The sequence below is a fragment of the Corynebacterium sp. HMSC076C10 genome (assembly GCF_001812455.1).
GTDB classification, from domain to species: Bacteria; Actinomycetota; Actinomycetes; order Mycobacteriales; family Mycobacteriaceae; genus Corynebacterium; species Corynebacterium jeikeium_D.
On the sequence record NZ_KV809164.1, the window covers coordinates 44,856 to 70,714 of the forward strand.

A 25,859-nucleotide genomic window follows, 5' to 3' on the forward strand; every position below is an offset into this window, starting at 1 on the left:
CTGTGACGAACCCCGTGAGTGCTGCGAAGAAGCGTCATCTCAATCGTGCTAATGACGGAGTCTCCACTTCGTCCAAGATTGCCGCAGGCGGTCTGGTCGCTGCTGTTGCTCTGGGTGGTACTGTCGCAGCATCCAACTATGACACCATCACCGTCGAAATCGACGGTAAGGTTGAGCAAATCGCAACCTGGTCCAAGGATGACAAGGCCATTCTGCAGAAGGCTGGTGTCGAAACCACCGGTGGCGACCTGGTTCAGCGTCAGGGCGATCTCACGGACGGCGGCAAGCTGGTCTACCGCTCTGCCAAGCCAGTCACGATGATTGTCGATGGCAAGCCGCAGGAGCACAAGACCAATGCCATCACTACCGATGAGCTGATTGAAGGTCTGAAGAAGCAGGGGCTCATCTCCGATAAGGACAAGGTCGAGGTCGAAAAGGGCGAGATTTCCGCTAAGGGAGTCGAACTCGACGTCGTTCGTGCCAAGAATATTGTGCTTCACGACGATGCCAAGGACATCGACCTGACCGTCCCGGCTATGACCGTCGGAGATGTGCTGGCTCAGCGTGGCATTGAACTGCGTGAAGATGACACCGTCGAGCCGGGTCTGGATGCTCCGGTCACCGAGGGGATGCGCATCGCTCTGTCTCGTCTGATTGATAAGACCATCACCGAGACTGAGGAGATTCCAGCTCACGAGAACATCATTGAAGATGATTCGATGTTCGAAGATGAGCGCATCGTTGAGCAGGAAGGTGAACCGGGCCAGGTAGAGCGTCAGGTCAAGGTCACCTCTCGCGATGGTGAAGAGCTCGGACGCGAGGTCCTGGAAGAAAAGGAGCTAAAGGCTCCGGGTATCTCCACTATTCGCCAGGGCACTAAGTCCCGCATTGCAGCTCCGGCTGCCGGCTACGGCGTGTGGGATCAGCTGGCTCAGTGTGAGTCCGGCGGCGACTGGGCTATCGATACCGGTAACGGTTTCTCCGGTGGTCTGCAGTTCACCGATTCCACTTGGGCAGCTTACGGCGGTACTGAGTATGCACCGCGTGCATCGCAGGCTTCCCGCGAGCAGCAGATTGCTGTCGCTGAGCGTGTCCAGGCTGGTCAGGGTTGGGGCGCATGGCCCGCTTGTACCGCTTCCATGGGGCTTCGTTAAAGCTAGGTCCGTCTAGCCATAACGAGCTAAGCCTATTTTTTGTGTTGACCCCGTAGTATCTAACTGTGACTAAAGCAGAAGTTTCTTTCTTGGGGCCGGTCGAAGTACGCGACTTGGCGGCGCAGTTGGATATTGTCCCGACGAAGAAATTGGGGCAGAACTTCGTCCACGACGCCAACACCGTGCGTCGAATTGTCGCTGCGGCGGACTTGCCGGAGGATTCCTACCCTGTTGAGGTTGGCCCCGGCTTGGGCTCGCTGACCCTCGGGCTGCTCGAACACTGCGGCCGCGCGGCGGCTGTTGAAATCGATTCGCGGCTGGCGGCGCGTCTGCCCCAGACAGTCACTGAGCGCGCCGAGGGCTGCGCACTTGAGCTCATTGAGAAAGACGCGCTGAAGGTCAGCCGCGAGGACTTTCAGACTGCCCCAGATGCGCTGGTGGCCAATCTGCCATACAACGTTTCTGTACCGGTGCTCCTGCACATGCTTGCCGAGCTGCCCACCATCCGTCGCGTGCTCGTGATGGTGCAGTCTGAGGTCGCTGACCGGCTGGCGGCTCAGCCGGGCTCCAAGATCTACGGTGTCCCCAGTGTCAAGGCCGCCTACTACGGCACAGTGCGTCGCGCCGGTGCCATTGGTCCGCACGTCTTCTGGCCGGTCCCCAAGGTTGATTCCGGGCTCGTTCGCATTGACTGCTACGCTCGCTCCGACGCTCCAGAGAACTCCAAGACCGCCGATGCCCCCGAGGCCCCGTGGGAAATCTCGCCGCAGTTCCGCGCACGCCTTTTCCCGCTTATCGACGCTGCTTTTGCGCAACGCCGCAAGACCCTCCGGGCGGCCCTATCGGGGATTTACGGATCTGGCGCCGCAGCCGAAGAGGCGCTTATAGCAGCGGGGATTGACCCAAAGCAGCGAGGAGAGAAGCTCGAAATTGCCGATTTCGTTCGCCTCGCTGAGGTCTCACGAGACCAGCGCTTTTAACAAAGGACAGGCGATCTTTCCCCCATGCACCGTGACGGCAACCCCAGCAGGGCCGAAATCGGCCGGCGCGAACCGCGCGGCGTGGCTTGGACTAAGTTCTGGCCTGACGACGACGGCTGGGTGTGCAACTGCATAGTTTTCCGCGGTGACCGCTTGCTGCTTCTGCTGCGTGAATACGAGGGCTTCCTCGGGGGCCAGTGGGATCTGCCCGGTGGCAAGCTCGACACAGGGGAGGAGCCCGCGGAGGCCGCTGTGCGCGAACTGCGTGAAGAGGCCGGCCTGCGCGCAGCGGAGGTCAGCGAATTTGCCCACTATTCCAATCCGGATATGGGCGGGGAGAACTTCCGCTTCCACACGGTGACTTTTCTAGTACGCGAGGCTAACGACGCGCAGGCTGTCCAGCTCAGTGGCGAGCATCCGGAATTTAAATGGGTAACCCAAGAGCAGTTCGATGAGCTGCCGGTGGCCTGGTATGTCCGGCGTGTGCTTGGCAACGTCGAATGGGGCACAATAAATACTCATCATGGCGAATCTGATTAATTGCGAGAATATTTCTAAGTCCTTCGGGCTCAAGACTCTGCTCGACGGCGTCAGCCTCGGCGTTCAAGAGGGCGACCGCATCGGTGTTGTCGGTTTGAACGGTGGCGGCAAGTCCACACTGCTGAAGATTCTGGCAGGCGTGGAGCCGGCGGACTCCGGACGTATTTCGCGAGCCAACGACATGGCCATGGCGCATGTTACCCAGGGCGCGGAGCTCGACCCGAACTCCACCGTGTTTGAATGCGTCATCGCACCGCTCGGCCTCGCTGAACACGAGTGGGCGGGTAACGCTTCCATCCGCGAGGTCCTCGATGGCATCGGTATCAATGACCTCGGTATGGATACCAAGGTCGCCAATCTCTCCGGTGGTGAGCGCCGTCGCGTAAACCTGGCGGCCGCACTGGTCCGCGATCTGGATCTGCTCATTCTCGACGAGCCAACGAACCACCTCGATATTGAGGGTGTGCAGTGGTTGGCCGATCATGTTCTTTCGCGCCGAGCAGCCCTGGTCGTCGTCACGCACGATCGTTGGTTCCTGGATACCGTTGCCACGAAGACGTGGGAAGTCCACGACGGCACTGTCGATTTCTACGACGGAGGTTACAACGACTGGACGTTCGCACGTGCCGAGCGTGCGCGCCAGGCCGATGCCGCCGAGCAGCGTCGTCAGAACCTCGCGCGCAAGGAACTCGCGTGGTTGCGCCGTGGTGCGCCGGCCCGCACCTCGAAGCCTCGCTACCGCATCGAAGCCGCCGAGGCGCTCATAGCTGATGTGCCAGCACCGCGCGATTCTGTGGAGCTGATGGCGTTTTCGCAGCGTCGTCAGGGCAAGGTGGTCGTGGAGCTGGAGCATGCGTCCCTGGAAACGCCCGACGGTAGAGAATTGCTTAACGACGTCACGTGGCGCCTGGCCCCCGGCGAGCGCATCGGCCTGGTCGGTGTTAACGGCTCGGGTAAGACGACTTTGTTGCGTGCGTTGGCGGGAGACTACCCCCTAAGCGATGGCAAGCGAATTGAGGGCAAGACGGTGCGCCTGGGCTGGCTGCGACAGGAGCTCGATGATCTGCCGCTGGATATGCGTGTGCTCGACGCTGTGGAGGACGTCGCGACCTATATTGACCTGGGCAAGAAGCAGATTAGCGCCTCGCAACTGGCTGAGCGATTGGGATTTTCCCCGAAACGGCAACGCACTCCAATCGCAGACCTTTCCGGTGGTGAGCGCCGTCGCTTGCAACTCACGCGTGTGTTGATGAGTGAGCCGAACTTCCTGCTGCTCGACGAGCCGACCAATGACCTGGACATTGACACGCTGCAGGAATTGGAAGACCTGCTGGACAATTGGCCGGGCACGCTGGTGGTCATCTCGCACGACCGCTACCTGATTGAGCGTATTGCCGACTCGACCTGGGCCCTTTTCGGCGATGGTGAGCTGACGAACCTGCCAGGTGGGATTGGTCAATACCTCCAGCGCCGCGCACAGCTGGCTGACAGGGGTGCACGCGTCACTGCCACGCGAACTCGTGAAGATGATGCTGCCGAAGAGACATCGAAGCTCTCAGCCGCGGAAGCTCATGCTGTTCAAAAGAAGATGAGTGCCCTGGAGCGGAAGATGGCGAAGCTCAGCCAGCAGGAAAGTGAACTGCATACGCAGATGGCGGAAGCGAGTGCTGATGTAGCCAACTTGGACACACAAAAGCTGGCGGACCTCGATCGCCGTGCTGCGGAGGTGGTTGAGCAGAAGGCAGAGCTGGAGATGGAGTGGCTGGAGCTAGGGGAGCAGCTCGAGGGCTAGCATCTTACTTCAGCTACTAGCCGAACATTTTAGGTATGAGCCGGGTACTCGTGGTCAGCGTGCCCGGTTCTTTCAATTTGCACCGTGGCGTGTTCAATCCCGTGGACGTCGTGAAGCAGTGCCTGCGCGCGGTCGAGCAATGCGTGCTCGTCGCCGTTGGGGAGCGTGTCGCAGCGCACGAGATGGACAGATGCCAGTAGGTCGCTGCCGTTGAGGGACCAGACGTGGAGATCGTGGACATCGACCACTCCGTCCAAGTCAGACAGGTCAGCAGTGATTCTCTCAGTGTCGACGCCCTTCGGGGTGTACTCCAGCAACACGTGGAGACAGTCGCGCACCAGAACGGCGGCTCGGGGGACGATGAAGAGCGCAATCACGATAGAGACCACCGAGTCGATGGCAGTCCAGCCGGTGTATGCGATAGCGATAGCGGAGATAATGACGGCGACCGAACCAGCGGCGTCGACAAGCACGTGCAGATACGCGCCGCGGACGTTGACGCTTTCCTTGGCAGCGCCGGCGAGCAGAAACGCCGCAATCACATTGGTGAGCAGGCCGATGACCGCGATGATGAGCATCGACGTGGTTTGAATCTCAGATTGCTCCACTGACCCGAATCGCCGGATTGCGCCCCAGAGAATCACAGCGGCAATGATGAAAACTGTCAGACCGTTGACGAGAGCAGTCAGAACCTCAACACGACGGTACCCGTACGTCGCGCGGTGATTGGCTCCGCGCTGGGCGATAGCCAAACCGGCAACTGCCATAAGCAGGCCTGCGGAGTCCGTCACCATATGGCCGGCATCTGCCAGCAGCGCCAGTGAACCCGAAACCAAGCCGCCGATGAGCTCGGCGAGAAATACGACAAGAGTTAGACCCGCAGCTGCGAGCAGGCGACGGGCAGGAGTATTCGCGGGGTCAATATGAGCGTGGTCATGGCCGTGTGAATGACCGTGTGAATGACCGTGGCCGTGTGAGTGGCCAGAGTGTTCAGTTGTGTCCATAACCCCTAATGATAACAGGGCTATTCAGCCTCCGGAAGATAGCTATCCGCCCACGCATAAATCAGGTCAGCAGCGCGCGCGGCGGACTTAGCGCGAGTGAGCAAGTGGTCTGCGCGATCCAAGCTCATCAGGGATTTTGGATAGCGAGAGACCTGGAAAATCTTCTGGGCGCTATCGATACCAACAGTCTGGTCGGTCGGGGAGTGCAGAATAAGCAGTGGCTTGCGCAGCTGGCTGAGATAAACCTCCGGGTTGTAGTCCGCCAACACTTCCAAGAACTCACGGGAGATGGGAATGCCACGACCTTCAATCTGCAGAACCTGCGTGCCGTGCTCATCGACCGTCGAAATGTCACCGGCGATGCGCACAATCGAGTGTGCCGGATCGAAGGGTGCACCGATTGTCGCTACCGCCTTGATTTTCGGCATATCGTGGCCGGCGTTCAGCGCCGCTGCGCCACCGAGCGAGTGCCCAATCAGTAGCGAGGGGGCCTCAAATTCTGCCTCCATGAACTCGTAGGCGGCCTTAAGGTCATCGATGTTGGTCTGGAACGTCGTCTCACCGAAATCACCAGTGGACTGCCCGAGGCCAGTGAAGTCGAACCGGAATGCCGCAATGCCCTTCTTCGCCAGCGCCTTGCAGGTGCGTGACGCGCCGGGCACCATCCGATTACACGTGAAGCAATGACCAAATAGTGCCCACGCGCGTGGCTTACCGTCCGGCAAATCAATCGATGCAGCTAGAGTCTCGCCTGTCGATCCCGTAAATTTTAGGTGCTTTGTTGGCATAGGTTATATCCGCGTCTCAGTGTGTGCTCAAAGTGTGTACGTTTTCGCTTAACGACGCCCGTTGTGGTGGCGACCGTACGCAATACTAAACCCGAGTACCGCAAATAGTTGAGGGATTGGCCGAAAAATTCGACCAATCCCTCAGTTGCCCAGAAGTTGTGAGTTAACGCACCGGAACTCCTGGCCCCAGTGGAATACCCGCGAGATACCACACGACAAAGAATAGGAACCAGCCCACCAGCATGCACAACGAGTACGGGATGGCCAGTGACATCAGCGTGCCGACACCCGCCGGCTTGTAGTACTTCTGCAGGAAGGTCAAGGCCAGCGCAAAGTACGGCGACATCGGTGTAATGATGTTGGTCGGGGAGTCACCAATACGGAATAGCTGCTGAGAGACCTCCGGGGAGACGTTGACGTACATCAGCATCGGCACCACGACCGGCGCCATCAGTGCCCACTGTGCAGAGCCCGAGGTAATCAGCATGTTGAGAACAGCCACCATCAGGACGAAGGCAGCAAAGAGCAACAGCGGCGGCAGATCCGCCTTGGTCAGGAATTCGGAGCCCTTGATGGCGGTCCACTGGCCGATATTGGACCACTTGAAGTAGGCCGTGAACTGCGAAACAGCGAAGAAGAGCACCATCATTGTGGTCAGTGTGCCCAGGCCACGTTCCATGAAGGCGGGCACATCTGCAGAGGAGGTGATGGTCTTGGCGCCAATGCCGTACGCAATACCGACCACGGCGAAGAAGAGGGCAATGGACACCACGACGTCGGTAAGCAGCACGGAATTCAAGATGCCGTCGCCTTCGCCGCGCAGAGGCGAACCCGGGATGAATAGGGCAGCGAACCACAGCGCCAGGAAGATGACGGCGGCGATGTTGCCGTAGCGCAGGCCATGGCGTTCGGAGGCATTTAGAACGAGCTTATCGCGGCCGCTGTTGGAGCTGCTCGACGCGGTGTCCTGCTCCTTTTTCTTAGCGTTTTCCTCAGCAGCCTCCTCCGAAGCGCCCGGCTTGGTGAACTCGGCAGCTTCGTGGTCAACATGATCTTCGTGGATGGTCTTCTCCACGTGCTTGGTGATGAACAGCTCAGTAACAGCCGTAATAATCAGAGCCAGCACAATCGACGAGGCCATGGTGAAGAAGTAGTTGGCCAGCGGCGAAACTACGTATTCCGGATCTACGAAGTGCGCAGCATGCGTGGAGATGCCTGCCAGCAGCACATCGGTAATGTTGAGCACCAGTGATGAATTGAACCCGGCCGACGAGGCGGCAAAGGCGACCATCGCACCGACAATAGGGTTACGACCAACGGCGGCAAATGAGGCGGCGCCCAGCGGAATGAGAATCACGTAGACGGCATCAGAAGCGATCGAACCAGTCACGCCGGCCAGTGCAACGATGAATGTCAGCAGGACAGGGGAGTGCACCTTGGAAATTGCCGCGCGAATTGCCGAGCCGATGTAACCGGAGTACTCCGCAATGGCGACACCGAGCATGCACACCAGAATCAGGCCAACTGGTGCGAAGTCCGTGAAGTTCGTTACCGCCTCAGAAACCATCTTTTGCAGATACTCAGCGGTAGCGAGGCTTTCCACCTCGATGATGTCACCCGACGCGGGATCCTTGGCCTGCATACCCGCAGCCTCACCGAGCCACGAAGAAACGATGACTACACCGGCAAGAATTACAAACAGCCAAAACGGGTTTGGCAGTGCGTTGCCAATGCGTTCCAGTGTTGCTAGGAACCCCTTTGGCTTCGGGGGCGCTTTGTCCGGTTCCAACGTTTTTGACTGTCCCATATTTAAATCCCTCTGTGTTAGACGTTGGTAAAAGGTTAGGGGAAAGTAAGTTGCGTCACAACGTAAAAGGCCAGAGGCATATATATGTTGGCTGCAAGGAGGCGCACAAGGGAAAGTTAAGGGAATAGCTAGGAAATAGCTGTAGTGCACCTTCTTCGACTAGAGTTAAGTAGGTTATGGGCAAGAAGAAGTCGAAGAAAGAAAAGGTCAGCGCCAACAACGCGGTGGTGGCCACCAATCGTCGTGCCCGCCATGACTACAACATTCTTGACACCTACGAATGCGGTGTCGTTCTCGTGGGCACTGAGGTCAAGGCGCTGCGCGAGGGCAAAGCATCGCTTAACGACGCCTTCGCGACCATCGATGACGGAGAAGTGTGGCTGCGCGGGCTGCATATCCCGGAGTACTCCTACGGTTCGTGGACTAATCACTCGCCGCGTCGTTCGCGCAAGCTGTTGTTGCACCGCAAGGAGATTGACACCCTGTGGGGCAAGGTCCGCGATGGTAACAACACGCTTGTACCCCTGAAGCTGTATTTCACCAACGGTCGCTTGAAGGTCGAGCTCGCACTCGCCCGCGGTAAGCAGGACTATGACAAGCGTCAGGACATCAAGCGCCGCACGGAGGAGCGCGAAGCTACTCGTGCGCTGGGTCGCCGTGTGAAAGGCATCAAGGGGTAGTGGGCTTTACGAAGAGGTCTGTTGACTTTCCTCGTCGTAAAGCGTTATCCTTGAACATCCTTTGAGTGCTACGCACTTTCCCGTGCTCGAAGGCATTGTATGGGGCTGACATGGTTTCGACACCGTACAGTGAGCCAGGGGAAGCGTGCCGGTGCAGGCTAGAGACCACCGTTAAGCGTCGTAGCAACTGATTAAGCGCCGAGAACACTCAGCGCGACTACGCTCTCGCTGCCTAATTAAGCGACTAGCGTGTCTGTCAGACCGGGCTTGCCCTTTGGTCCGGACCCTGGCATCGACTTAAAAGGGCTCGCCCGATGGGTGTGCCGTAAGGCTCATCGGGGATCTTCTTGCTTGCGGCTGGGCCCGTCATTCGGACATGTTTGCCTGAGCCGAAGGGTCGAGTAGAGGCGATTGTGCGAACTGCGCACGGAGAAGCCCTGGCGAGTTGGCGGTGGACCCGAGTTCAATTCTCGGCAGCTCCACAAATGGAAATCCCCGGTCATTACGACCGGGGATTTTTCGTTGTACTTGAAGACGTCTGAGCGACGTTGAGAAGTCTTAGAAGGTGCTCTTGTAGACGTTGGCGATAGTGGTGCCAGCAACTGCCGAACCGTGGAAGGTCGGGTGGTTGGTCATGTTGTAGGAAGCAATATCGGTATCCAGAATTGCGGAGACCTGACGCTCACCGTCCGGACCGCACATTGCGACGTCGATGTTGGTGACCTCCTTCATGTTGACGAAACCGATACCGGATTCAGCGGCAGCACGCATCTGGCGGTTCTGCAGAGCCATCTCAAAGTGGTGCATACCGGCAGCCGGAATGTGCGGTGCAAAACCTGCGGCGTTAACCGGGCAAGCGTAGTGAGTCGGGTCATTAGAGGTGAAAGCCGGGTAACCAATCAGCATGACGCGAGCAGTTGGGTTAGCGGCCTTGATCTTCTCCACAGCGGCCACAACGTTGGTGGTGTACAGGTCATCCTGAACCGGCATTGGCAGCACAGCGCCCTGCATCGCGTCATTGGCGCCAACGTAAATGGTCACCAGCTGGGTAGCCGGGCCGAGGGAGCCCTGAGCGATGGCGTTGTCAACCTGGCCCATCAGGGACTTCTGCGGCTGAGTCGGCATGAAAGCGGTAGTGCCGTTGCAGGAGTAGTCGTGCAGTTCAAGGCCAGTCTCACGAGCAACGTGAGAGCCGATGTTCGAGACCGAAATCGGGCAGCCACCACGGCCCGGTACGGCTGGATCGGACTGGCCCGGGTTAGCAGCGAAGGAATCGCCGAAGGCAACGTAGTTACCAGTAGGAAGAGCGTTGGCAACACCGCCGGTCAGGAGGGAGGCTGCCAGCGCAGAAGCTGCAGCTGCCGAGGCTGCTGCACGGCGAACAACGTTGTTCTTCATAATTAAAACCTCTTAGTTGAAAACCTATAGAAGGAAAAACTCGCGCTACACTCGCGATTTCTTCGCCACAGACCGTCCCTGTAAGAACCCAGTCCGACAGAACCAAGTCCGACAGAACCCTGAGCGGATACTTAGAGACGCGCCTTTATCACTTTGTTATACAACTAGGTTCTAAGCCCGATGTCAACCGGAATAAGCTAGTTATATGGATATTCGGCGCTTTCAATGCCTCTTTTTTGTCTCTTATCGCTGGTAGGTGGATTTATGAGGCGCTTCCGAACGTGGAATACAACGCAGCGATGACACCATCGGCTACCCCAGAACCATCTTTTAGCTCAATCTCATCTTCAGCAAAGGGTCCACGCTCATCCAGTTCCGCCTCTGTGGGGCGAGGCTGAATCAGCGTTAGGTGTGGACCTTCACTGATAACGCCACTGAAAAGACGTGCCTGACGAGCCGCCTCACCATCCGCCTGTGCCCGCACCTCGTCCAGGGACGCGCCCTCAAAGCTGTCTGCCTGCTCCGGGGCGATGACCATAATTTCCTGCGCTAACACGGCACCGACGACACCTGCCGGCCAGGATGTCCGAGCGATAAAGTCCGCCAACTCAGGGCTACCACCTTCAATTCCCTCGGGGAGAGGTTCCTGCGCAACGACAGTCAGTGGGGCGCTGTCAATCAGCTCGTCGGCAAGCACGTCGGCAAGCGCGGCGGTGGGGACGAGGGCGAAGAGGCTCGGAGCGCGGTCCCAACCTTCGGTGTGGACGTATTCGACAGCTTCGCGCACGGCGCGATTGAGTGCCTGCTGGCTGAGATGAGTCTGAGTGCCGTTGTTTTCGCTCATGACGCTTGACGACGCCCCTTTCCTGGCAACGCTGTATTAACAGCATCCTTAGTCAAATGTTAGGAACTTTATTTAGAGTAGATGACAGATAAGCGTACGACCGACTTACCAGCTCGCTGGCAAGTCAAGCTCAACTCGAACAGGAGAGACGTTGTCTCTAAACCAGACTCGACCGAGACGATCGGCGGGTGGCCGACCGGGGTGGCTGGCAATTACCGTGTTGGTGATTGCCGCGCTGACCTTTGTTATTCCAATCGCCGTCAATTTTTATACGGACTTTCAGTGGTTCGGTGAAGTGGGGTATCGAGGGGTATTCGCCACCACGTGGCTCACTCGTATCGTCCTGTTTATCACTGTAGGCCTGATAACGGGCGCACTGACATTTCTATCTATGTGGCTGGCGTGGCGCTCGCGGCCCGTCGACCTCGGACTGACGGATCCACGCAGCCCGCAGGCAGTGTACCGACGGATGGCTGAATCCGGTTCGAAGTCGATGTTCACCACGCTGCCCGTTGTATTCGGCGTACTCGGTGGCCTTGTGGGGCAGGGTAATTGGCAGACGGTGCAGCTGTTCTTAAACCGGCAGTCCTTCGGTGAGACTGACCCGCAGTATGGCAAGGACTTGGGCTTCTATGCATTCCAGTTGCCGCTGTGGTCGTACATCGTTTCGACGCTGGTTGTCCTGGTAGTTATTGCGTTCCTGCTGTCGCTGGTGACGCATTACTTCCTTGGTGGCATCCGCCCAGGTAACCCGACTACAGGGGAGAAGACCCGCGTTTCCAATGCGGCTCGTGCGCAGTTGGCGTGCTGGGCCGGTGTTTTCATGCTGCTCAAGGCTGTGTCTTACTGGCTGGACCGCTATGAGCTGCTGAATAACAAGCAGAAGACCTTCACCGGTGGTTCCTACACCGATATCAATGCGCTGCTGCCGGCGAAGATTACGCTGCTGGTCATCGCAATCGTCGTGGCCGCTGCATTCTTCGCGGCCATTTTCCTGCGCAATCTTTCGATCCCGGCGTTTGCCACCGTGCTGATGTTGGTTTCCGCAGGTCTGATTGGCGTGGCCTGGCCGATGGCAGTTGAGCAGTTCTCGGTTAACCCGAACCGCGCTTCCAAGGAACGTGAATACATTGCGCGCAACATTGAATCGACGCGCTACCACTACGGGCTTACCGACGACAAGGTGAAGGTCGAGCGCGACTGGGGCGTTCCGGCTGAAAAGGAAGGCGATAAGGAGGCAGCAAAGGAAGGTGCGGATTCGATTTCGCGCGATGCCGCGACATTGGCCAATATCCGAATCCTGGATCCGGAGGTCCTGCCGCGTACCTTCACGCAGCAGCGTCAGCTGAAGAACTTTTATGGTTTCTTCGATCCGCTTGCCATTGACCGCTACCAGATCGATGGCGCGTCCCGTGACTTCATCGTCGCTGCTCGTGAGCTGAATCCGCAGACGCTGCAGGGTAACCAGACTGACTGGATCAACCGTCACACGGTCTATACCCACGGCAATGGTTTCGTTGCTGCGCCGGCTAATAAGGTCGACGAGGTTGCCTCCGAGTCCGGTTCCGCCCGCGGCGGTTACCCGCTGTACACCGTGGCTGACCTGTTCGAGTCCGAGGACCCGAACGGCATGAACCTGAACCTGAAGCAGCCGCGTATCTACTACGGCCCGGTTATCGCCAACAGCGATGCCGACTATGCGATTGTTGGCGGTAACGGTGACGGCAAGGACTATGAGTACGATGCCGACGGCCGTAACTTCACCTACGACGGTGAGGGTGGTGTTGGCGTTGGCGGACTTGCCAGCCGCATGATTTTTGCCACCCGTTACCAGGAGCTGAACATCCTGCTGTCCGACCGCATTGGGCCGGACTCCAAGATCATCTACAACCGCGATCCGCGTGACCGTGTTCAGAAGGTCGCCCCGTGGCTGACTACTGACACCAAGACCTACCCGGCTGTAGTCGATGGCCGTATGAAGTGGATTGTCGACGGCTACACCACGCTGGCCAAGATGCCGTACTCCCAGCGCATGAGCCTCCAGGAAACCACACAGGACTCCATTAACCCGGATGGCACTCCACGCCCGCTGCCAAACAGCGAGGTCAGCTACATCCGCAACTCGGTCAAGGCGACCGTCGATGCCTACGATGGCACCGTTGAGCTCTACGAGTTCGATGAGAAGGATCCGGTGCTCAAGGCCTGGGAGGGTGTCTTCCCGGATGTGGTGAAGCCGAAGTCGGAGATTTCCGAGGAGTTGCAGGAGCACCTGCGCTACCCGGAGGACTTGTTTAAGGTTCAGCGTGAGCTGATGGCTAAGTACCACGTCAGCGATCCGGGCGTTTTCTTCGCCAATGACTCCTTCTGGTCCGTCCCGTCCGATCCGACCGCGCCGGAAGAGCAGAACCTCTCCCAGCCGCCGTACTACGTTGTCGCTTCCGATCCGAAGACCGGCAAGCCGAGCTTCCAGCTGATTTCCGCCTTCCGCGGTCTGGAGCGCGAGTTCCTCGCCGCCCAGATGAGTGCTTCCTCCGATCCGGAGACGTACGGTCAAATCACCATCCGTGCCCTGCCGACCAACACCCAGACCATGGGTCCGCGTCAGGCGCAGGACACGATGATGTCCGCAGATGAGGTCGCCCAGGACCGTACTCTGCTCGAGGGTACGAACGTGGTCACCAACGGTAACCTGCTGACGCTGCCGGTCGGCGATGGCGAGATTCTCTACGTCGAACCGGTCTACACCCAGCGCAAGGGCCAGGAGACCGCATTCCCGAAGCTGCTGCGTATTCTCGTCGCTTACCGCGGTCAGGTGGGCTACGGCGCCACGGTCACTGAGGCTCTGAGTCAGGTCGGTATCGATGCTTCCGCCGCGACCAAGGTCCGCGGTGAGGAAGAGACTGAGGAGCAGCCGGCGGATAAGGACAAGGATGCCGCCGACGCTGAGTCCGACGACGAGGCACCGAAGGAAGAGCGCAAGGTTGATGTCGCCGCGCGTGACGACGCCGCTCGACGTATCTCCGACGCGTTGGAGAAGCTTAACGACGCACAGAAGAACGGTGACTACGCGGCACAGGGCCAGGCACTTGCCGAGCTCGACCGCGCTGCCGCTGACTACCAGAAGGCCAACGGGCAGTAAGACGTGCAACGAGTAGTTAACCGAGAATCATAGGTTTCTATGGTCCGCAGACTCCCCAGGTTGTAGCGAAATCGGCTATGACCTGGGGATTGGTCTTTGTTGGGAGCGTCGTGCTACAGTTACTTCTCGTTGGTCAGAGAGACCAGCGCCCGCTGTGAGTGCTTGTAAAAGCCAGGACAGTTGACGCGGGGTGGAGCAGCTCGGTAGCTCGCTGGGCTCATAACCCAGAGGTCGTTGGTTCGAATCCAGCCCCCGCCACTAAGTTGGAACCCTCGGTTCGCGAAAGCGAACCGGGGGTTTCTTGCATTTGGGGAACGCGACGGGGGAGAAGGTCGGTCACTTCAATATTGAAATAGGCGGCTATCGCAAAAATTTCTGCGAGAGACCATGAAATCTGTCCGCGCACTTTCCGCCCTAGCGTCTGCCCTGAAATACCGAGGGCGTCGCCCAGCATCTTTCTTGTTACTCGATGGGTAAACATTAGTTGATTGACGGTGATGCCGATTGCCTCGTCGGCTGTGTAGCTTTTTTGAATCGATTTCGCTGTCATAGGCGCAACAGTACATGAGTGGCGAATATGGCGCAATGTGTGCGCTTGACGTACAAGGCGCAAGCCGTTACATTCGTGTTCATGAGTGAACGAGATACGCACAAAATGGATGAATCGGAGTGGCTTTCATCCGGTGAGGCTTCCGCACTATTGCCGTCGGTAACCCGTCGGACGGTGCAAGCGTGGGCTTCGAAGGGGCAGTTTCCCAACGCAATTCAGTTGCCTTCTGGGCAATGGCGCATCCCCCGCAAGGATGTTGAAGCGATTCTGGGGGATGCTGCGCAATGACAAAGCAAAAGAAAAGCGCTACTACCTCTGCCAAGGTAGTAGCGCTTCGAAAGACCGTAGTCTCACCAACAGGGCTTAATTTTACACAGACCTCAGGAGTCCGTCTAGGGCATTGGTTCAGCCTGTCGAATATCCACTCTGGGAAGGGGTGGGACTGGTAATGGGCTTTGCAGAAATGGGTATCTGTGTCGAGCATGTTCACGTGCTCAAGCCAGCGTGCAAGTTCACGCTGACGATGCTCGCTGACCGAGCAGATCCGTTTAATGACCCGGACAAGACCGAGCGACGTACTGATGGGCGAGCGGTGTGCTGGCCTTCGGTACAGGATCTGGCGCGCAGGACCGGGCAATCTCGGTCAACGGTTCAACGGCAACTCAAGGAGCTGGAGCAACTCGGCATTATCGAAATCCAGCGCCGCTGGGTTCGCAATGAACACGGCCAAGCTCGACAGACGACGAGCAAATACATCATCAATCTGCCAGGCATGCTCGCCGGGCATTTTCAACAGGAGAAAGCGGGTAAGAGTGTCAAAATGACACCCTTACCCGACAAAACCAAAACCGCAGGTCAGGCTAAGAGTGTCAAAATGACACCCAAACAAAGTAAGAGTGTCAAAAACGGCAAAAGTAAGAGTGTCAACAGTGACACCCCATATAACTACCAAGGGTTAACTACCACCCCCTCCCCTCCATCCCCTCCGGTCGACGCTGCGGCAGAGCCGAGGGAGCAGGGTTCGGCGGAGCCTCACTCGGGTGAGCCTGGCGGCTCATCGGGGCGGGGGAGTGCTCCCGACGCTCACGCCGGGGCGGTGGACGCGCCTGCTGGCGACGTCCACGATGGCCGCGGCGAAACTTTCGACCGTCATCGTTCGGCGCTCAGTGCCTCGGAGAGCGTTCAGCGATCCGCTGAGAGGGTGAATCCTGAAAAAGCGCCGCAATCCCCGGAGAATGTCCATGAGGGGGCAGAATCGGCCATTTCTGAGCCGATGCCTGGGTATGAAAATCACAATGATGTGATTTCGGAGGATTCCGCCCTCGTCGCTGATGTGTTGCCGGAGGAGATGCAGGCGGTTCCATTGCGGGAGTATCCGCGCATCGCTGCGGCCATTCGTGACCGTTTGGACGCGGGGTGGAGTCGTGAGCAGATGCATCGCGTGTTGGCCTCCCGGGAGCTTCCCGGTCATGTGCGGCACCTGACTGCCCTAGTCATGGCCCGTTTCCGGGATGACCTGCCAGTCGATAATCCACCTGTGTGGAATGTGTCAGTTCCCGACCAGAGGGGGCATCGACCGTGGTCGAAGCTGCTGGCATCGGGTCGTGTCGTCGAGGCGCGAGATCTCGACATGGGGCAGGTGGCAATCGACCATCATGCCGCCAAAGCGGCAGGTCTTGATTATGCGCAAGGCAGCCGCTGGGCATTTCTCGATGCCGTAGATGTGACCGGCTATCTGACCAGCTAAATCACTGTTTGGAAGACCTGGGGCGGAAGATGGATTTGAGAGTAACACCTGGTGAGCTCGAAGAGCTTCGACTCATTCGAGCGGTGCATGCTGCGCTAGCTGATGGACTGTGCGCGACCGGTGATGCATCGCCGCATCTGTGGGACGCGGCGGTCGCAGGAGAACCGAGGAAAGCGGTGGAACGGCGCTATGCGCAAGCAATAGCGATTTGCGAGCAATGTCCCGTTCGGCAGTTGTGTCACGGACTCGCGGAGGCACTGCCGGAAACGTCCGGGGTGTGGGGCGGTGAGGTCTACGAGGATCCCACCAAGCGCGCCTATCAATCACGCAAGACCGTAGACGGAAAGCAGCGAAAGGCTCGTCTCCGGCTGAAAGTGCTGGTGAGACAGCGAGTTGCATGCGACGTTACATAACAGCAATGAATGTGATGCACCCCACCAATTAGGGTAGCGCCTTAAAAGTATTTCCTTAAAAAAATTTAATTACATCGTCGTCATTCGACGACAAAACAAAAGTCCCCGGTTCGCAGACGAGATTGCAGTCACAACTGCGAGCCGGGGACGGAGGTGACCTGTGTAGAGCATTTCGCTTAACACGGTCAGCTCCATTCTGTCATGGATTGGGGAAAATAGATGAAATTTGGAATCCGTGTTGGCGGTCTAGCTGCAGGTATCGCTGCGGGGGCCTTGCTTGGCGCTCCGCTTGCTATGGCCGCACCTACCGCTGATGACGCACCGGTACAGCCGGGCACTGCTACAGCTGCACCGGCAGCACCGAAGCCGGGCACTGAGGATGCGGCTGCAGAACCGTCTTCGCAGCCTGGTACGGAGACAGAGGCTCCGGTTGAGCAGTCCCAGCCGGGTACCGCTACTGAGACTGCGGACAGCGAATCGGAAGACGCCGAGACTACCACTAACGAGCCGCAGACTCAGCCGGGTACGGAGACTCCCACCGCAGAGGAAGAGTCGCAGGCCTCAGCAACAGAAACCGAGGGCGATCAACAGTCGCAGCCGGGTACCGTAACCGAGTCTGCTACGCAGCAGGAGGTTCCGGTTGAGCAGACCCAGCCGGGTACCGCTACTGAAGCTCCGGACAGTGAACCGGAAGCCGCGGCGGCGACTACCGATGAGCCAGCTGAGGCCACGCCTCCGGCTGCCCCGACCGCCACCTCTCAGACAAACACTGAGACAGCGTCCGTGCCGACGTCGACCGACTCCACCCCTGTCGAGCAGCCTACGGTGGAGCAGGCCAATACCGCTTCCTCACAAAAGGAGACCCCGGCGACCACTCCGGCTGCGGAGAATGAACAGTCGGAACAGCCTTCTGCTACCGCGCAGGAAGCTCCAGCGGGCACCCCGACACCCCAGGCAACTAATGAGAAGGTACGCAAGACCGATACGCTGACCGGCAAGCTCACGGTTGACGCACCTGAGCACAAGAGTGAATTCGATGCCACTGTCGATCGACAGTGGAACCTCCAGAAGGCATCGCTGACAACCACGGACAACACCATCACTGTGGATATTCCCGCTGGGCATGCTGCGGTGAGCACGCCGAAGGTAGCAGTAGAGGTGTCTACGAACGGCAATATCGTAGAGACTGGGCAGCAGGCTGTCGCTAAGCACGTCGAACGTGGCCAGGCAGCAATCGACAAGGTAACGCCGCAGCCGGTTAAGGACGCACAGGCTGCCGTGGCGAAGGCACAGCAGCAGGTCAACGACACCGTCTCGCAGGTGCGTGAAGAAGCCTTTGATGCGGCAGCTGAACAGGCTCCTGCATCTGCACAGGTAACCGTCGAGGACACGACGGTTACTGGCTCCTATGACGCAGACACCTCGGACTCGCCAGAGGTGTAATGGAAATGGGGAGCCAGAGTTGGTTTGACCAGGCCGCAGCTCGGCGGCAGGAACGCGAAGCAAAAGAGGAGGCGGCCGAAACCGTCGATTCTGCAAACGACGTCGATGCAGAAGCAACGTCTTTGCATTCTGTGCAGTCCGAATCTTCGGCGCAATCTCGCGCTCTGCCTCCCACTCCACAGAAGCCAGACCTGCGCACCCGATTGCTAGCCAAGCCGAAAACGGGCGCAGCGACCGCTGGAACGAAAAATACGTCAGCATCATCGAAAACCGCAGTGATGTTGATGATCTGCGCGGTCATGCTCGGGATTGGATTGGTCGGAGCAGCAACCGCATTGGTGTTGATGACCAATGATGATGAGCCAGCGCCGGTGGCGGTGCCGGCGGAGACCCCAGTAGCACCACCAGCGCCGGTCGGTTACGCCGGTCAGTGTGAGGACGCATCCGGCAAGACCCCCATTGTTGGTGGCACGAAGGATCTTCGTAGCGCGGTCGTCGCATTTGAAAAGGCGTACTACGGCCAGGACACGGACGCACTGATGGAGACGGTGGCGCAGGATTCAGGGCTTGCAGAAACAGATTGGGAGACCGTGCTACCCGAGGCAGCGCCCGAGGGCACCACATGGTGCGTGACTATTCAGCCGACAAAGCCACAGGCCAAGTCAGTTGACATTGATCTCACTGTGACCGATCCCAATGGTGAAGAAACTATGTACCGCCAGCGAGTATCCGGCAAAACTGTGCCGGGAACACAGCAATGGCGACTGACGAAAATCGAGTCCCGATAGAAACCGGGACGCTAGTAGAAAAGGCCTACATTGCTATGAAACGACGCATTCCACCGATTGTCGCAGGACTTTCGGCGACAGTGCTGGTCACCACGGCTCTGCCTCCAGTAGCGCTGGCAGACCCGGAGGTAACCGTCTCGAAAAACAACGTCGCACAAGCGGACAAGTGCCCCGCTATGCAGCTAGTCATTATTAATTCCAGCTTCGACTCCGTGGGCGATGAGAACACCGATACCGGTTTTTTCTCCGACGTATCGACCAAGGTCATGGATGCCAATGGTGGCAAGGTTGAAGACCCATCGGCAGGGTTCGCTGATTCGGAATCGACTGCGACGGAACCGACAACTGACGACTCCTCCGACAGCTTGTGGGGAAACTCGGAAGACTCCTCCGCATCTTCGGCCCGTGCTGCAGACTCGTCGAGCGATGACTTATGGGGCGACCCGTCGTCCGAGACCTCGTCACAAACCAGTGACGCCTCAGATGATGAGCCATCGAGTGAATCCAGCTCGCCCGCCGAGTTGGCCAACGAACCGGAGAGCACCGACGAGTCGGACTCGGAGACTTCCACGCAGTCGGAAGAATCCAGCGATAGCAGTGAGTCGTCGGCCAGCTCCAGTGGCACCATGGAAAGTGTCGCCGACAACCCGCAAAAGGTCGGACGCATTTACATTAACTTCGATGAGCAGGGTGAGGGATACATCCCTGGTGTCAACGGAGAAGAAAAGAAGGAATACTCCGAGGCCGTTAGCACCGCCGTCGAAAAGGTCAACGAGACTCTCGGGGAGATTCAGTCCTCGTGCCCGGATACGCGCGTGATGTTGCTCGGTTATTCCGAAGGCGCGCAAGTTGCCAATATTGTCTCGAAGCAGATTGGCTCCGGCCAGTCGAACTTCCCATCGGACAAGGTCTCGGGCGTAGCACTTTTTTCCGACCCGTCACGTGGGGAAAGCCAGCCAATGGTCGGCAACGGAGCGCAAGCTCCGGCGGCAGCTCCTGAGACATCGGGAGAAAACACCACCAAGCTTGCTGACACGCTGACGACCAATGACACGAATGTAGCGCCAGAGGGCGCGGGTGTAGCTACCTTAACTGACGCGGCTGGTGGCCAGGGGGCCACCGGTACGAGCGCCGATAGCGCAACTGGTACGACCTCCGGTTCATTGACCGGCGGATTCGGGGCGCTTGCTGACCGTGTGATGAGCTTTTGCATTGAGGGCGATTCCACCTGCGCTATTCCGGAGGGGTCACCGCTACGCAAGATTATCGCCTCTGGCGCTCAGTCTATTGACCTCAACGATCCTCAGAAGTCGCTGATGGCTATTGCGGACACGTTGGGTCCAGCCGTTGTTCTCGGTGGCGTGGAATCGTTGGCCGATGATCTGAGCTTCGGCCCACAAGGATTCCAGTTAGCTCGGGCCGAAAATGCCGACGACACGATGATTGCCAAGATTGCTGATGAGGCTGACCGCCCGCACGACATCGGTGAGATGGGTCAGCGCTTGATTCAGTCCGGTTTGAAGCTCGGTGGTATGGGGCTGGCAGCGGGAATTACCTTTGCCAAGGATGTCGTCACTCCGGCGAACTTGGCACAAATCGCTGCTGCCGGTGCCGCTGACCCATTTGCCGCGATTCCGGTGGTCGCCACCAAACTGGCGTCGGCAGCACTGAATATCGTCACTCCGGCAACGGCAACTGGCGTTGCTCTGCGTGTCTTTGACGAGATTAAGGCTGCAGGCCTGGGAGATGAGCAGATTGCTGATGTCGCTACCCAGGCTGCGACCTGGAAGTCGATGGGGGCGGGTGCCTACCAGACGACTCCGGTGACAGCGGACGGTCGCTCGGCTACCGATCTGACTGCCGACTGGGCGCGCGCCGCAGTCGGTGATGCATCGGGCACGTCGATGCCGACGTTGTCGGAGGCTGTTTCTGGCATTGGAGAAACCGCTGGCGCATTGACGGGCTTGGCTGGTGGAACTGGTGGCATTCCGGCATTCGATCCGGGCGCTATCGGTAACGCACTGCAGCTGATTGGGGGTTAATCCGTATGGGTGCCGTCGCGATTACTTCAGGTGCAGATGACTTCCGTCAAGTTTTTCTCAGAGAGGATTCCATGCTGCCCATTGACGCACAGGTCTCGGGCGATGACAACGGAGATCAGCCAGCTCCTGCTGTATGGCTCGTCGGCGCACACGGGGGAGCTGGAGTCAGCACCCTCTCTCACATTTTGGCCCCTATGGGCGATGCTGGCCAGGCGTGGCCAGCGGGGGTGGAAAACCCCTACTGCGTGCTGGTGTGCCGGTCGACGAAGGTCGGTTTGGAGCGCGCACACCAGGCCGCACTGCAGGCGCGTGCGGGACAGGCAGGCGACGTGATGCTGCTCGGCATTGCGATTGTCGCCGATGCGCCAGGGAAGATGCCCAAGGCGCTTGCCCGCAAAGTCGGTGTGATTGAACAGCACTTCCGTATCTGGCGGATTCCCTACCTCGACGATATCCGCTTGACAGATATGGACGAGTTGGCGGTGTGGGAACCCGGCTATGAACTACCAGAACGGAAGAAACGCTCGCGCCGAAAGACACCACCGATTACTGATGTGCCTGCCGTAGAAGTCATTACCGTAGCCGAAGCTATTTTCGATTCGGCACTTGAGGCACACGAGCTGGCTGAACCAGCCACGTAAGACATAAGGAGTTTTCACCATGACCATGATTGACCACGTTGGGGCACTCTACGATGCCTCCACAGTGCTGCTGGCGCAGATGCCAGGGCAAAACCTTAGCCCGCAGGCTCCGGGCGATTTCGGCGCAAAGTTTGACCGAGGTTTGAATTTCGCTCAGTACATCGGCATTGGCGTCGCCATTATCGGTGTCATTGTCGCTGGTGCCTCAATGGCGCTATCGCGCCGCGAAGGAACCAGTGAGGAAGCCACGGGTATGGCACTTCGCATTGGCATCGGTGCCACCCTGATCGGCGGTGCCTCCAGTCTGATTGCTGCTTTCCTGTAGCCGAATGCAGGTGCTGGCAGCTGGGCCTCCGACCTCACCGTGGGATCTGCCCGCAGAAATAAAAAGTGAAGTGTGGCGCTGGCTGCAAATGACTCTCTACGTCACGTTGGCTGGTGCTGTGGTGGCGGTCATTATTTTCGGCGCGATGCTCGCGCTGGACCGTAACCGTGGCGAACCTGTCAGTGCAACGTCGCCGACGGTGCGCGCGTTTCGGATTGCACTTGGCGTGATGGTGATGACTTCCGCGTTAACGCTGGCGCAGTGGTTTACCTAATGCCACTCATTCAATCTACCCCAGGTCGGCTGGGCTGACCTGGGGGTTTCTTTACAAATACATCGAACGATGACGAACTGGGTTTTTTCCCAAACCGATAAGGAAGGTACCGCCATGAAAAAGATGACTTCTCTCCTGCTTGCTGCTACTGCTGCGGCAGGCGCTCTGGTTGGCTGCTCCAATGACGAGGAGGCCTCCGCTGGACGTGAGCAATGGGATACCACTGCGGCTCCGAAGAATGTGAGCTGGTCAGGTGCTCAAACCCGCGGTATTAAAGTGCCGTCATCCAAGGATGACGGGCCAAAGAACACTGACCCGGTGCCGCATGGTTGGGCACCGTCTCCGCAGGGTGCGGTGATGGCCGCAATCAATGGGCAGGTTTACATGTCCACCGCAGGTGAAGAGGTCTGGCCGGAGGTTTCTAAATGGATGCTGGCTCCGGGGCAAGGCCGCGATCAGTGGGCGCAGGCGCGGTCGCTGATGGATATTGACGGCGATGTGAAGAATCCGCCACAGTTCAAGGGCTTTAAGTTCTCCGAGTTCTCCAAGGACAAAGCTGTCGTAGTCATTGTGGCCGAGTATCCGCATCATGGGCGACTGGGTTACCCGGTGCAGCTCGACCGTTCCAGCGGTGATTGGCGCATCGTTGTTCCGCCACAAGGCCAGGAGCCGGACTTGGTGGGGGTCAAGGACGCGGAATTTGAATCGTTCGTCAAGTTCGAGGGGTAATCAGCAGTGAGTAAATCGACGAGAACACTCGCCGTCCTAGTCAGTATCACGATTGCGCTCGTGGCGATCGTTGTCGGCGGCTACATGGTTTTAACAGGAACAAACGATACGCAGTCTGCTGAGTCGCCGACATCACCGTCGTCGAAGGAAAAATCTACGAGGAACAATCCCAACGACAAACAGTTTCCTGATGGCAATACCCCGGGTGCAAGTGTGGATGGCAATCAGCGCAGCTGGCCCGATGTGCTTGATGGTGACATTGACGCACAGTTTGCCACTCCTGGCCAGTACGCCACGGAGCCGGTGTCGTCCCGTCGAGTATTTACGCCACGAAATCCGTTGGGTGATTTGCCTGCCTCCTCCGCGTTGGTAGATCAGCCGGATGCGTGTGAAAACACCGACTTGGCGGGTGACACCCAGCTGCAATATGTCAAGGCTCGGTTCCTTGCCGTCAATACTGAGGCTGGCCCATCACGGATGGAGCGCGCGGTTCCACGCGGCTACGCTCATTCGCCGCAAGGTGCGGTGATGGCGGCAATCAACCAGTTGGGCTACGGCCTGCCTGCCCAGGGCGATGAGGTGGGAGAAGAAATCGATAAGGCACTGTGGGCAGATTCTGTGCAGGTCGCCCAGGAGCGCGCTGACAAAAATCTTGACACTGAAGGGCCGTCTCGATTGGCTCGCGCCTCCACGATGCCCGGGGCGACCGGCTACAAAATCATCAGTTGTGGAGGCGACCTCATGGTTGTCGACGTAGTCTACGGCGAGCCGACACCGGGACGACCAGATACCGCCATGGCGGCGAGGATGTCGCTGCGCTGGACGAACAATGACTGGGTGGTGGATTTGTCGGGTTCGAACGATGCCGCCATTTCTCGTCCGGCCCCCGAGTCGCTCGACGGGTACACATTGGTGGATTACCAGTGATGAGCTTGCGCAAATTTGGTGAAGTGCTTCTCGTTGTGGCGTTGGTGTTGCTCGCAGGAGCGGGTAATGCGGCTGCTGCTGATGATGAGAAATCAACCGGAGATGAAGCCTATGAGGAGTGCATCTCGCGTTCCTACGACGAGGCAGCTACCCGACAGCTGGTGAAAGACGGCACGGTTGATCTTGAAAAGTACGTTGAGGATGGCCAGAAGTTCAATGCTCAGGCTAATCCTGAGGTCATCGAGAAAATCAAAAAAGACCACCCCGAGGAGTACCGGCGGTTGGCTGAACACTATGAAAAGGATCAGTCGCTGGGGTCTAAAGGCGGGCGTACGGTCAACTCGGCAGCCTGCAACATGAAGAAGCCGCTGGATACGGCGGTGAAAGCAGCCGGCGAGTATTGGGAAGATCCCGTCGGCAAATTCGTGCAGGCGCTCATTGAGGGCAACGCTGAAGTGCTTCAGCTGACGATGACGTTTTGGTTCGATTTTTCGACTGCCCAGACACGCAACGTTGACGCAAACATTCAAGGCGTGAAGAACATCGTGGCAGGGCTTGCAGCCATGGCACTGATTTGCTCTTTCATCATCGGAGGCTATCGGATTGCCGCCTCACGCCGAATGGGGTTGCAAGACGGGGTAGAAGAAACCGCTGGCGTGGTGGTCAAGTACATCGTTTTTAGCTTTGGTGTTGTTGCTGCGGTTCCTGGCGCATTGATTGCCACGGATGTTCTCGCCAACAAGATTATGGAGAACTTTGGTGTCACTGACCCGAACCAGGTCGTTGATTTGGCTGCGTTAGATGAGTCCATGGGCGGACCAGTGATATTGATGATCCTCGCCATTGTCTCACTGCTCGGTGGCCTCATGCAGATTCTTGCGCTGGTGGTTCGAACACTGATTTTGCCAATTGTTGTGGGGCTGACTCCACTGGCAGCAGCGTCGAGTTTCAGTGAAACAGGACGCAATATGTTGAACAATCTCGTTGCCTACATGATTGCAGCAGTGGCCTATAAGCCGCTGGCTGCGCTGCTGTATGCAGTGGTGATGTGGAATGCTAGCCAGCCTGCAGAGGGGGACGTGCTCACCGCCGCAGTCAACGTGTTGATGATTGCGTTGGCAGGTTTCTGTGCGCCAGCCCTGGTGCGGGTGATTGCGCCGATGACAGCGCAAGCTGGTGGCGGTGGGGCCGCACCACTGGCTCAGGCAGCCGGGGCAGGGGTGGCTGGCGCACTCGGAGCCGGAGCAATGGTGGCCAGTGGCGGCTCGTCGATGCTCGCAGCCTCAGCAGCCAAGGGAGCTGCGGGCGCAAGTGGAGCAGGCGGATCTCCAGCACCCAGCGCAGCCGGAGCACCGGTCAGCTCCACGGGACGAGCACCCAAGGCCGGTTCATCGGGAGGCAGCGGCGCGGCACCTGCCCGTGACACGACTCCCAGCGGCTCGACGGGAAGTTCGCGAGCAAGCAGCGTTGCCAGCGGTGGTAGCCGAAGTGCACCGACGGCTGCTGGAGGCAGCGCTTCTCCTGCCGGAAGTGGGCAATCGAGTGCCGGTGGCGGGCAGTCTACTGCTGCAGCAGCGACGTCGTCCGGGCAGCCAGGTACGGCGGCTCGGACCCAAACCAATCGTGGATTTGGGCAGCGGATGGGTGCATTTGCGGCAGGCACGAGCCGAGCAGCAACGCGTGCGGCAACCGTCACGGAGCGTATCGGCGCAGCAGGACTGTCTGGCACAGCCTCAGCGATGAAAGTCGGTGCAGCCGCCGCCCGAGGGGCGGCGCAGGGCGCAAGCCATACACAGCGCGTATTGGATGACTCCATTGGAGTCAGCGGGTTTGCAGGCGGGAGGCATCAGTAGT

Annotated in this window: 25 protein-coding genes, 1 tRNA gene, 1 other RNA gene and 1 pseudogene; 21 read left to right on the forward strand and 7 right to left on the reverse strand. The window is 58.5% G+C overall.

The features are described from left to right. Positions 1-2: 2 nt before the first annotated feature. From HMPREF2857_RS11390 to HMPREF2857_RS10635, 4 genes are all read left to right on the forward strand, one after another. Positions 3-1,154: a resuscitation-promoting factor gene (locus tag HMPREF2857_RS11390; RefSeq protein WP_272715417.1), complete on the forward strand. Its 1,152-nt coding sequence runs from the start codon at positions 3-5 to the stop codon at positions 1,152-1,154. 65 nt (positions 1,155-1,219) lie between these two features. Then, positions 1,220-2,134 carry a 16S rRNA (adenine(1518)-N(6)/adenine(1519)-N(6))-dimethyltransferase RsmA gene (gene rsmA / locus HMPREF2857_RS10625; RefSeq protein ID WP_070644229.1) on the forward strand — a complete coding sequence of 305 codons (915 nt, stop codon included), beginning with the start codon at positions 1,220-1,222 and terminating at the stop codon, positions 2,132-2,134. A gap of 81 nt (positions 2,135-2,215) precedes the next feature. Continuing rightward, on the forward strand, positions 2,216-2,674 hold the full coding sequence (locus HMPREF2857_RS10630) for an NUDIX hydrolase (RefSeq protein WP_305764044.1): 459 nt from the start codon (positions 2,216-2,218) through the stop codon (positions 2,672-2,674). Next, positions 2,658-4,466 (forward strand): ABC-F family ATP-binding cassette domain-containing protein, encoded by a 1,809-nt coding sequence (locus HMPREF2857_RS10635; RefSeq protein WP_070644233.1) that lies wholly within the window; start codon positions 2,658-2,660, stop codon positions 4,464-4,466. The genes HMPREF2857_RS10630 and HMPREF2857_RS10635 overlap by 17 nt, the downstream gene beginning before the upstream one ends. Before the next feature lie 29 nt (positions 4,467-4,495). Here HMPREF2857_RS10635 and HMPREF2857_RS10640 read toward each other — a convergent pair whose 3' ends face one another. From HMPREF2857_RS10640 to HMPREF2857_RS10650, 3 genes are all read right to left on the reverse strand, one after another. Beyond that, positions 4,496-5,470 (reverse strand): cation diffusion facilitator family transporter, encoded by a 975-nt coding sequence (locus HMPREF2857_RS10640; RefSeq protein WP_016423250.1) that lies wholly within the window; start codon positions 5,468-5,470, stop codon positions 4,496-4,498. A 20-nt stretch (positions 5,471-5,490) separates the two neighbouring features. Then, complete coding sequence (locus tag HMPREF2857_RS10645; RefSeq protein ID WP_016423249.1) at positions 5,491-6,258, reverse strand: alpha/beta hydrolase family protein; 768 nt, start codon at positions 6,256-6,258, stop codon at positions 5,491-5,493. 163 nt (positions 6,259-6,421) lie between these two features. After that, positions 6,422-8,065 (reverse strand): AbgT family transporter, encoded by a 1,644-nt coding sequence (locus tag HMPREF2857_RS10650; RefSeq protein ID WP_083310565.1) that lies wholly within the window; start codon positions 8,063-8,065, stop codon positions 6,422-6,424. Positions 8,066-8,241: 176 nt separating this feature from the next. Here HMPREF2857_RS10650 and smpB point away from each other — a divergent pair, with 176 nt between their 5' ends. Together smpB and ssrA are read left to right on the forward strand one after the other, a co-directional pair. Then, positions 8,242-8,745: an SsrA-binding protein SmpB gene (gene smpB / locus HMPREF2857_RS10655; RefSeq protein WP_005511394.1), complete on the forward strand. Its 504-nt coding sequence runs from the start codon at positions 8,242-8,244 to the stop codon at positions 8,743-8,745. A 101-nt stretch (positions 8,746-8,846) separates the two neighbouring features. Continuing rightward, positions 8,847-9,230, forward strand: a transfer-messenger RNA (tmRNA) gene (gene ssrA / locus HMPREF2857_RS10660). Between the two features lie 73 nt (positions 9,231-9,303). Here ssrA and HMPREF2857_RS10665 read toward each other — a convergent pair. Both HMPREF2857_RS10665 and HMPREF2857_RS10670 read right to left on the reverse strand, forming a co-directional pair. Next, positions 9,304-10,143, reverse strand: coding sequence for a GDSL-type esterase/lipase family protein (locus tag HMPREF2857_RS10665; protein WP_049189695.1), 840 nt, complete (start codon positions 10,141-10,143; stop codon positions 9,304-9,306). A gap of 262 nt (positions 10,144-10,405) precedes the next feature. Beyond that, complete coding sequence (locus HMPREF2857_RS10670) at positions 10,406-10,987, reverse strand: PPA1309 family protein (protein ID WP_016423245.1); 582 nt, start codon at positions 10,985-10,987, stop codon at positions 10,406-10,408. Between the two features lie 151 nt (positions 10,988-11,138). Between HMPREF2857_RS10670 and HMPREF2857_RS10675 the strand changes: the two genes are divergently transcribed. Continuing rightward, on the forward strand, positions 11,139-14,126 hold the full coding sequence (locus HMPREF2857_RS10675; protein WP_070644234.1) for a UPF0182 family protein: 2,988 nt from the start codon (positions 11,139-11,141) through the stop codon (positions 14,124-14,126). Positions 14,127-14,310: 184 nt separating this feature from the next. Next, a tRNA-Met gene (locus tag HMPREF2857_RS10680) sits at positions 14,311-14,384 on the forward strand. Here the strand turns inward: HMPREF2857_RS10680 and HMPREF2857_RS11395 are convergent. After that, positions 14,344-14,676 (reverse strand): helix-turn-helix domain-containing protein, encoded by a 333-nt coding sequence (locus HMPREF2857_RS11395; RefSeq protein WP_340139854.1) that lies wholly within the window; start codon positions 14,674-14,676, stop codon positions 14,344-14,346. The two genes, HMPREF2857_RS10680 and HMPREF2857_RS11395, sit on opposite strands and share 41 nt — an antisense overlap. 81 nt (positions 14,677-14,757) lie before the next feature. On the opposite strand from HMPREF2857_RS11395, the gene HMPREF2857_RS10685 reads away from it, so the two are divergent. Next, positions 14,758-14,964: a helix-turn-helix domain-containing protein gene (locus HMPREF2857_RS10685; RefSeq protein ID WP_168165031.1), complete on the forward strand. Its 207-nt coding sequence runs from the start codon at positions 14,758-14,760 to the stop codon at positions 14,962-14,964. 235 nt (positions 14,965-15,199) lie between these two features. Next, positions 15,200-15,334: pseudogene (locus HMPREF2857_RS11445) on the forward strand (helix-turn-helix domain-containing protein); the annotation flags it as partial. Here HMPREF2857_RS11445 and HMPREF2857_RS11365 read toward each other — a convergent pair. Then, positions 15,320-15,463 carry a hypothetical protein gene (locus tag HMPREF2857_RS11365; protein ID WP_246819699.1) on the reverse strand — a complete coding sequence of 48 codons (144 nt, stop codon included), beginning with the start codon at positions 15,461-15,463 and terminating at the stop codon, positions 15,320-15,322. The pseudogene HMPREF2857_RS11445 and the gene HMPREF2857_RS11365 sit on opposite strands and share 15 nt — an antisense overlap. A gap of 309 nt (positions 15,464-15,772) precedes the next feature. Here HMPREF2857_RS11365 and HMPREF2857_RS11370 point away from each other — a divergent pair, with 309 nt between their 5' ends. The 11 genes from HMPREF2857_RS11370 (at position 15,773) to HMPREF2857_RS10740 (ending at position 25,858) form a co-directional block, all read left to right on the forward strand. Beyond that, a complete protein-coding gene (locus tag HMPREF2857_RS11370; RefSeq protein ID WP_246819700.1) occupies positions 15,773-16,423 on the forward strand; it encodes a hypothetical protein in 651 nt (216 codons plus the stop codon). A 29-nt stretch (positions 16,424-16,452) separates the two neighbouring features. Continuing rightward, positions 16,453-16,836 carry a WhiB family transcriptional regulator gene (locus HMPREF2857_RS10695; RefSeq protein WP_070644237.1) on the forward strand — a complete coding sequence of 128 codons (384 nt, stop codon included), beginning with the start codon at positions 16,453-16,455 and terminating at the stop codon, positions 16,834-16,836. Between the two features lie 219 nt (positions 16,837-17,055). Next, positions 17,056-18,279, forward strand: a complete 1,224-nt coding sequence (locus HMPREF2857_RS10700; protein ID WP_070644240.1) for a hypothetical protein — start codon at positions 17,056-17,058, stop codon at positions 18,277-18,279. 5 nt (positions 18,280-18,284) lie between these two features. Further along, positions 18,285-19,067: a DUF8176 domain-containing protein gene (locus tag HMPREF2857_RS10705; RefSeq protein ID WP_141752759.1), complete on the forward strand. Its 783-nt coding sequence runs from the start codon at positions 18,285-18,287 to the stop codon at positions 19,065-19,067. Positions 19,068-19,102: 35 nt separating this feature from the next. Continuing rightward, positions 19,103-21,109 carry a cutinase family protein gene (locus HMPREF2857_RS10710; protein WP_070644246.1) on the forward strand — a complete coding sequence of 669 codons (2,007 nt, stop codon included), beginning with the start codon at positions 19,103-19,105 and terminating at the stop codon, positions 21,107-21,109. Between the two features lie 71 nt (positions 21,110-21,180). Further along, positions 21,181-21,750 (forward strand): DUF6668 family protein, encoded by a 570-nt coding sequence (locus HMPREF2857_RS10715; protein WP_141752760.1) that lies wholly within the window; start codon positions 21,181-21,183, stop codon positions 21,748-21,750. 19 nt (positions 21,751-21,769) lie between these two features. Next, positions 21,770-22,075, forward strand: a complete 306-nt coding sequence (locus tag HMPREF2857_RS10720) for a TrbC/VirB2 family protein (protein ID WP_070644251.1) — start codon at positions 21,770-21,772, stop codon at positions 22,073-22,075. An 88-nt stretch (positions 22,076-22,163) separates the two neighbouring features. Next, positions 22,164-22,349: a hypothetical protein gene (locus HMPREF2857_RS10725; protein ID WP_083310573.1), complete on the forward strand. Its 186-nt coding sequence runs from the start codon at positions 22,164-22,166 to the stop codon at positions 22,347-22,349. A 114-nt stretch (positions 22,350-22,463) separates the two neighbouring features. Beyond that, positions 22,464-23,078, forward strand: a complete 615-nt coding sequence (locus HMPREF2857_RS10730) for a DUF8175 domain-containg protein (protein WP_070644301.1) — start codon at positions 22,464-22,466, stop codon at positions 23,076-23,078. A 6-nt stretch (positions 23,079-23,084) separates the two neighbouring features. Next, on the forward strand, positions 23,085-24,005 hold the full coding sequence (locus HMPREF2857_RS10735; protein WP_141752761.1) for a DUF8175 domain-containg protein: 921 nt from the start codon (positions 23,085-23,087) through the stop codon (positions 24,003-24,005). Further along, positions 24,005-25,858, forward strand: coding sequence for a hypothetical protein (locus tag HMPREF2857_RS10740; RefSeq protein WP_083310567.1), 1,854 nt, complete (start codon positions 24,005-24,007; stop codon positions 25,856-25,858). The genes HMPREF2857_RS10735 and HMPREF2857_RS10740 overlap by 1 nt, the downstream gene beginning before the upstream one ends. Position 25,859: the final 1 nt, after the last annotated feature.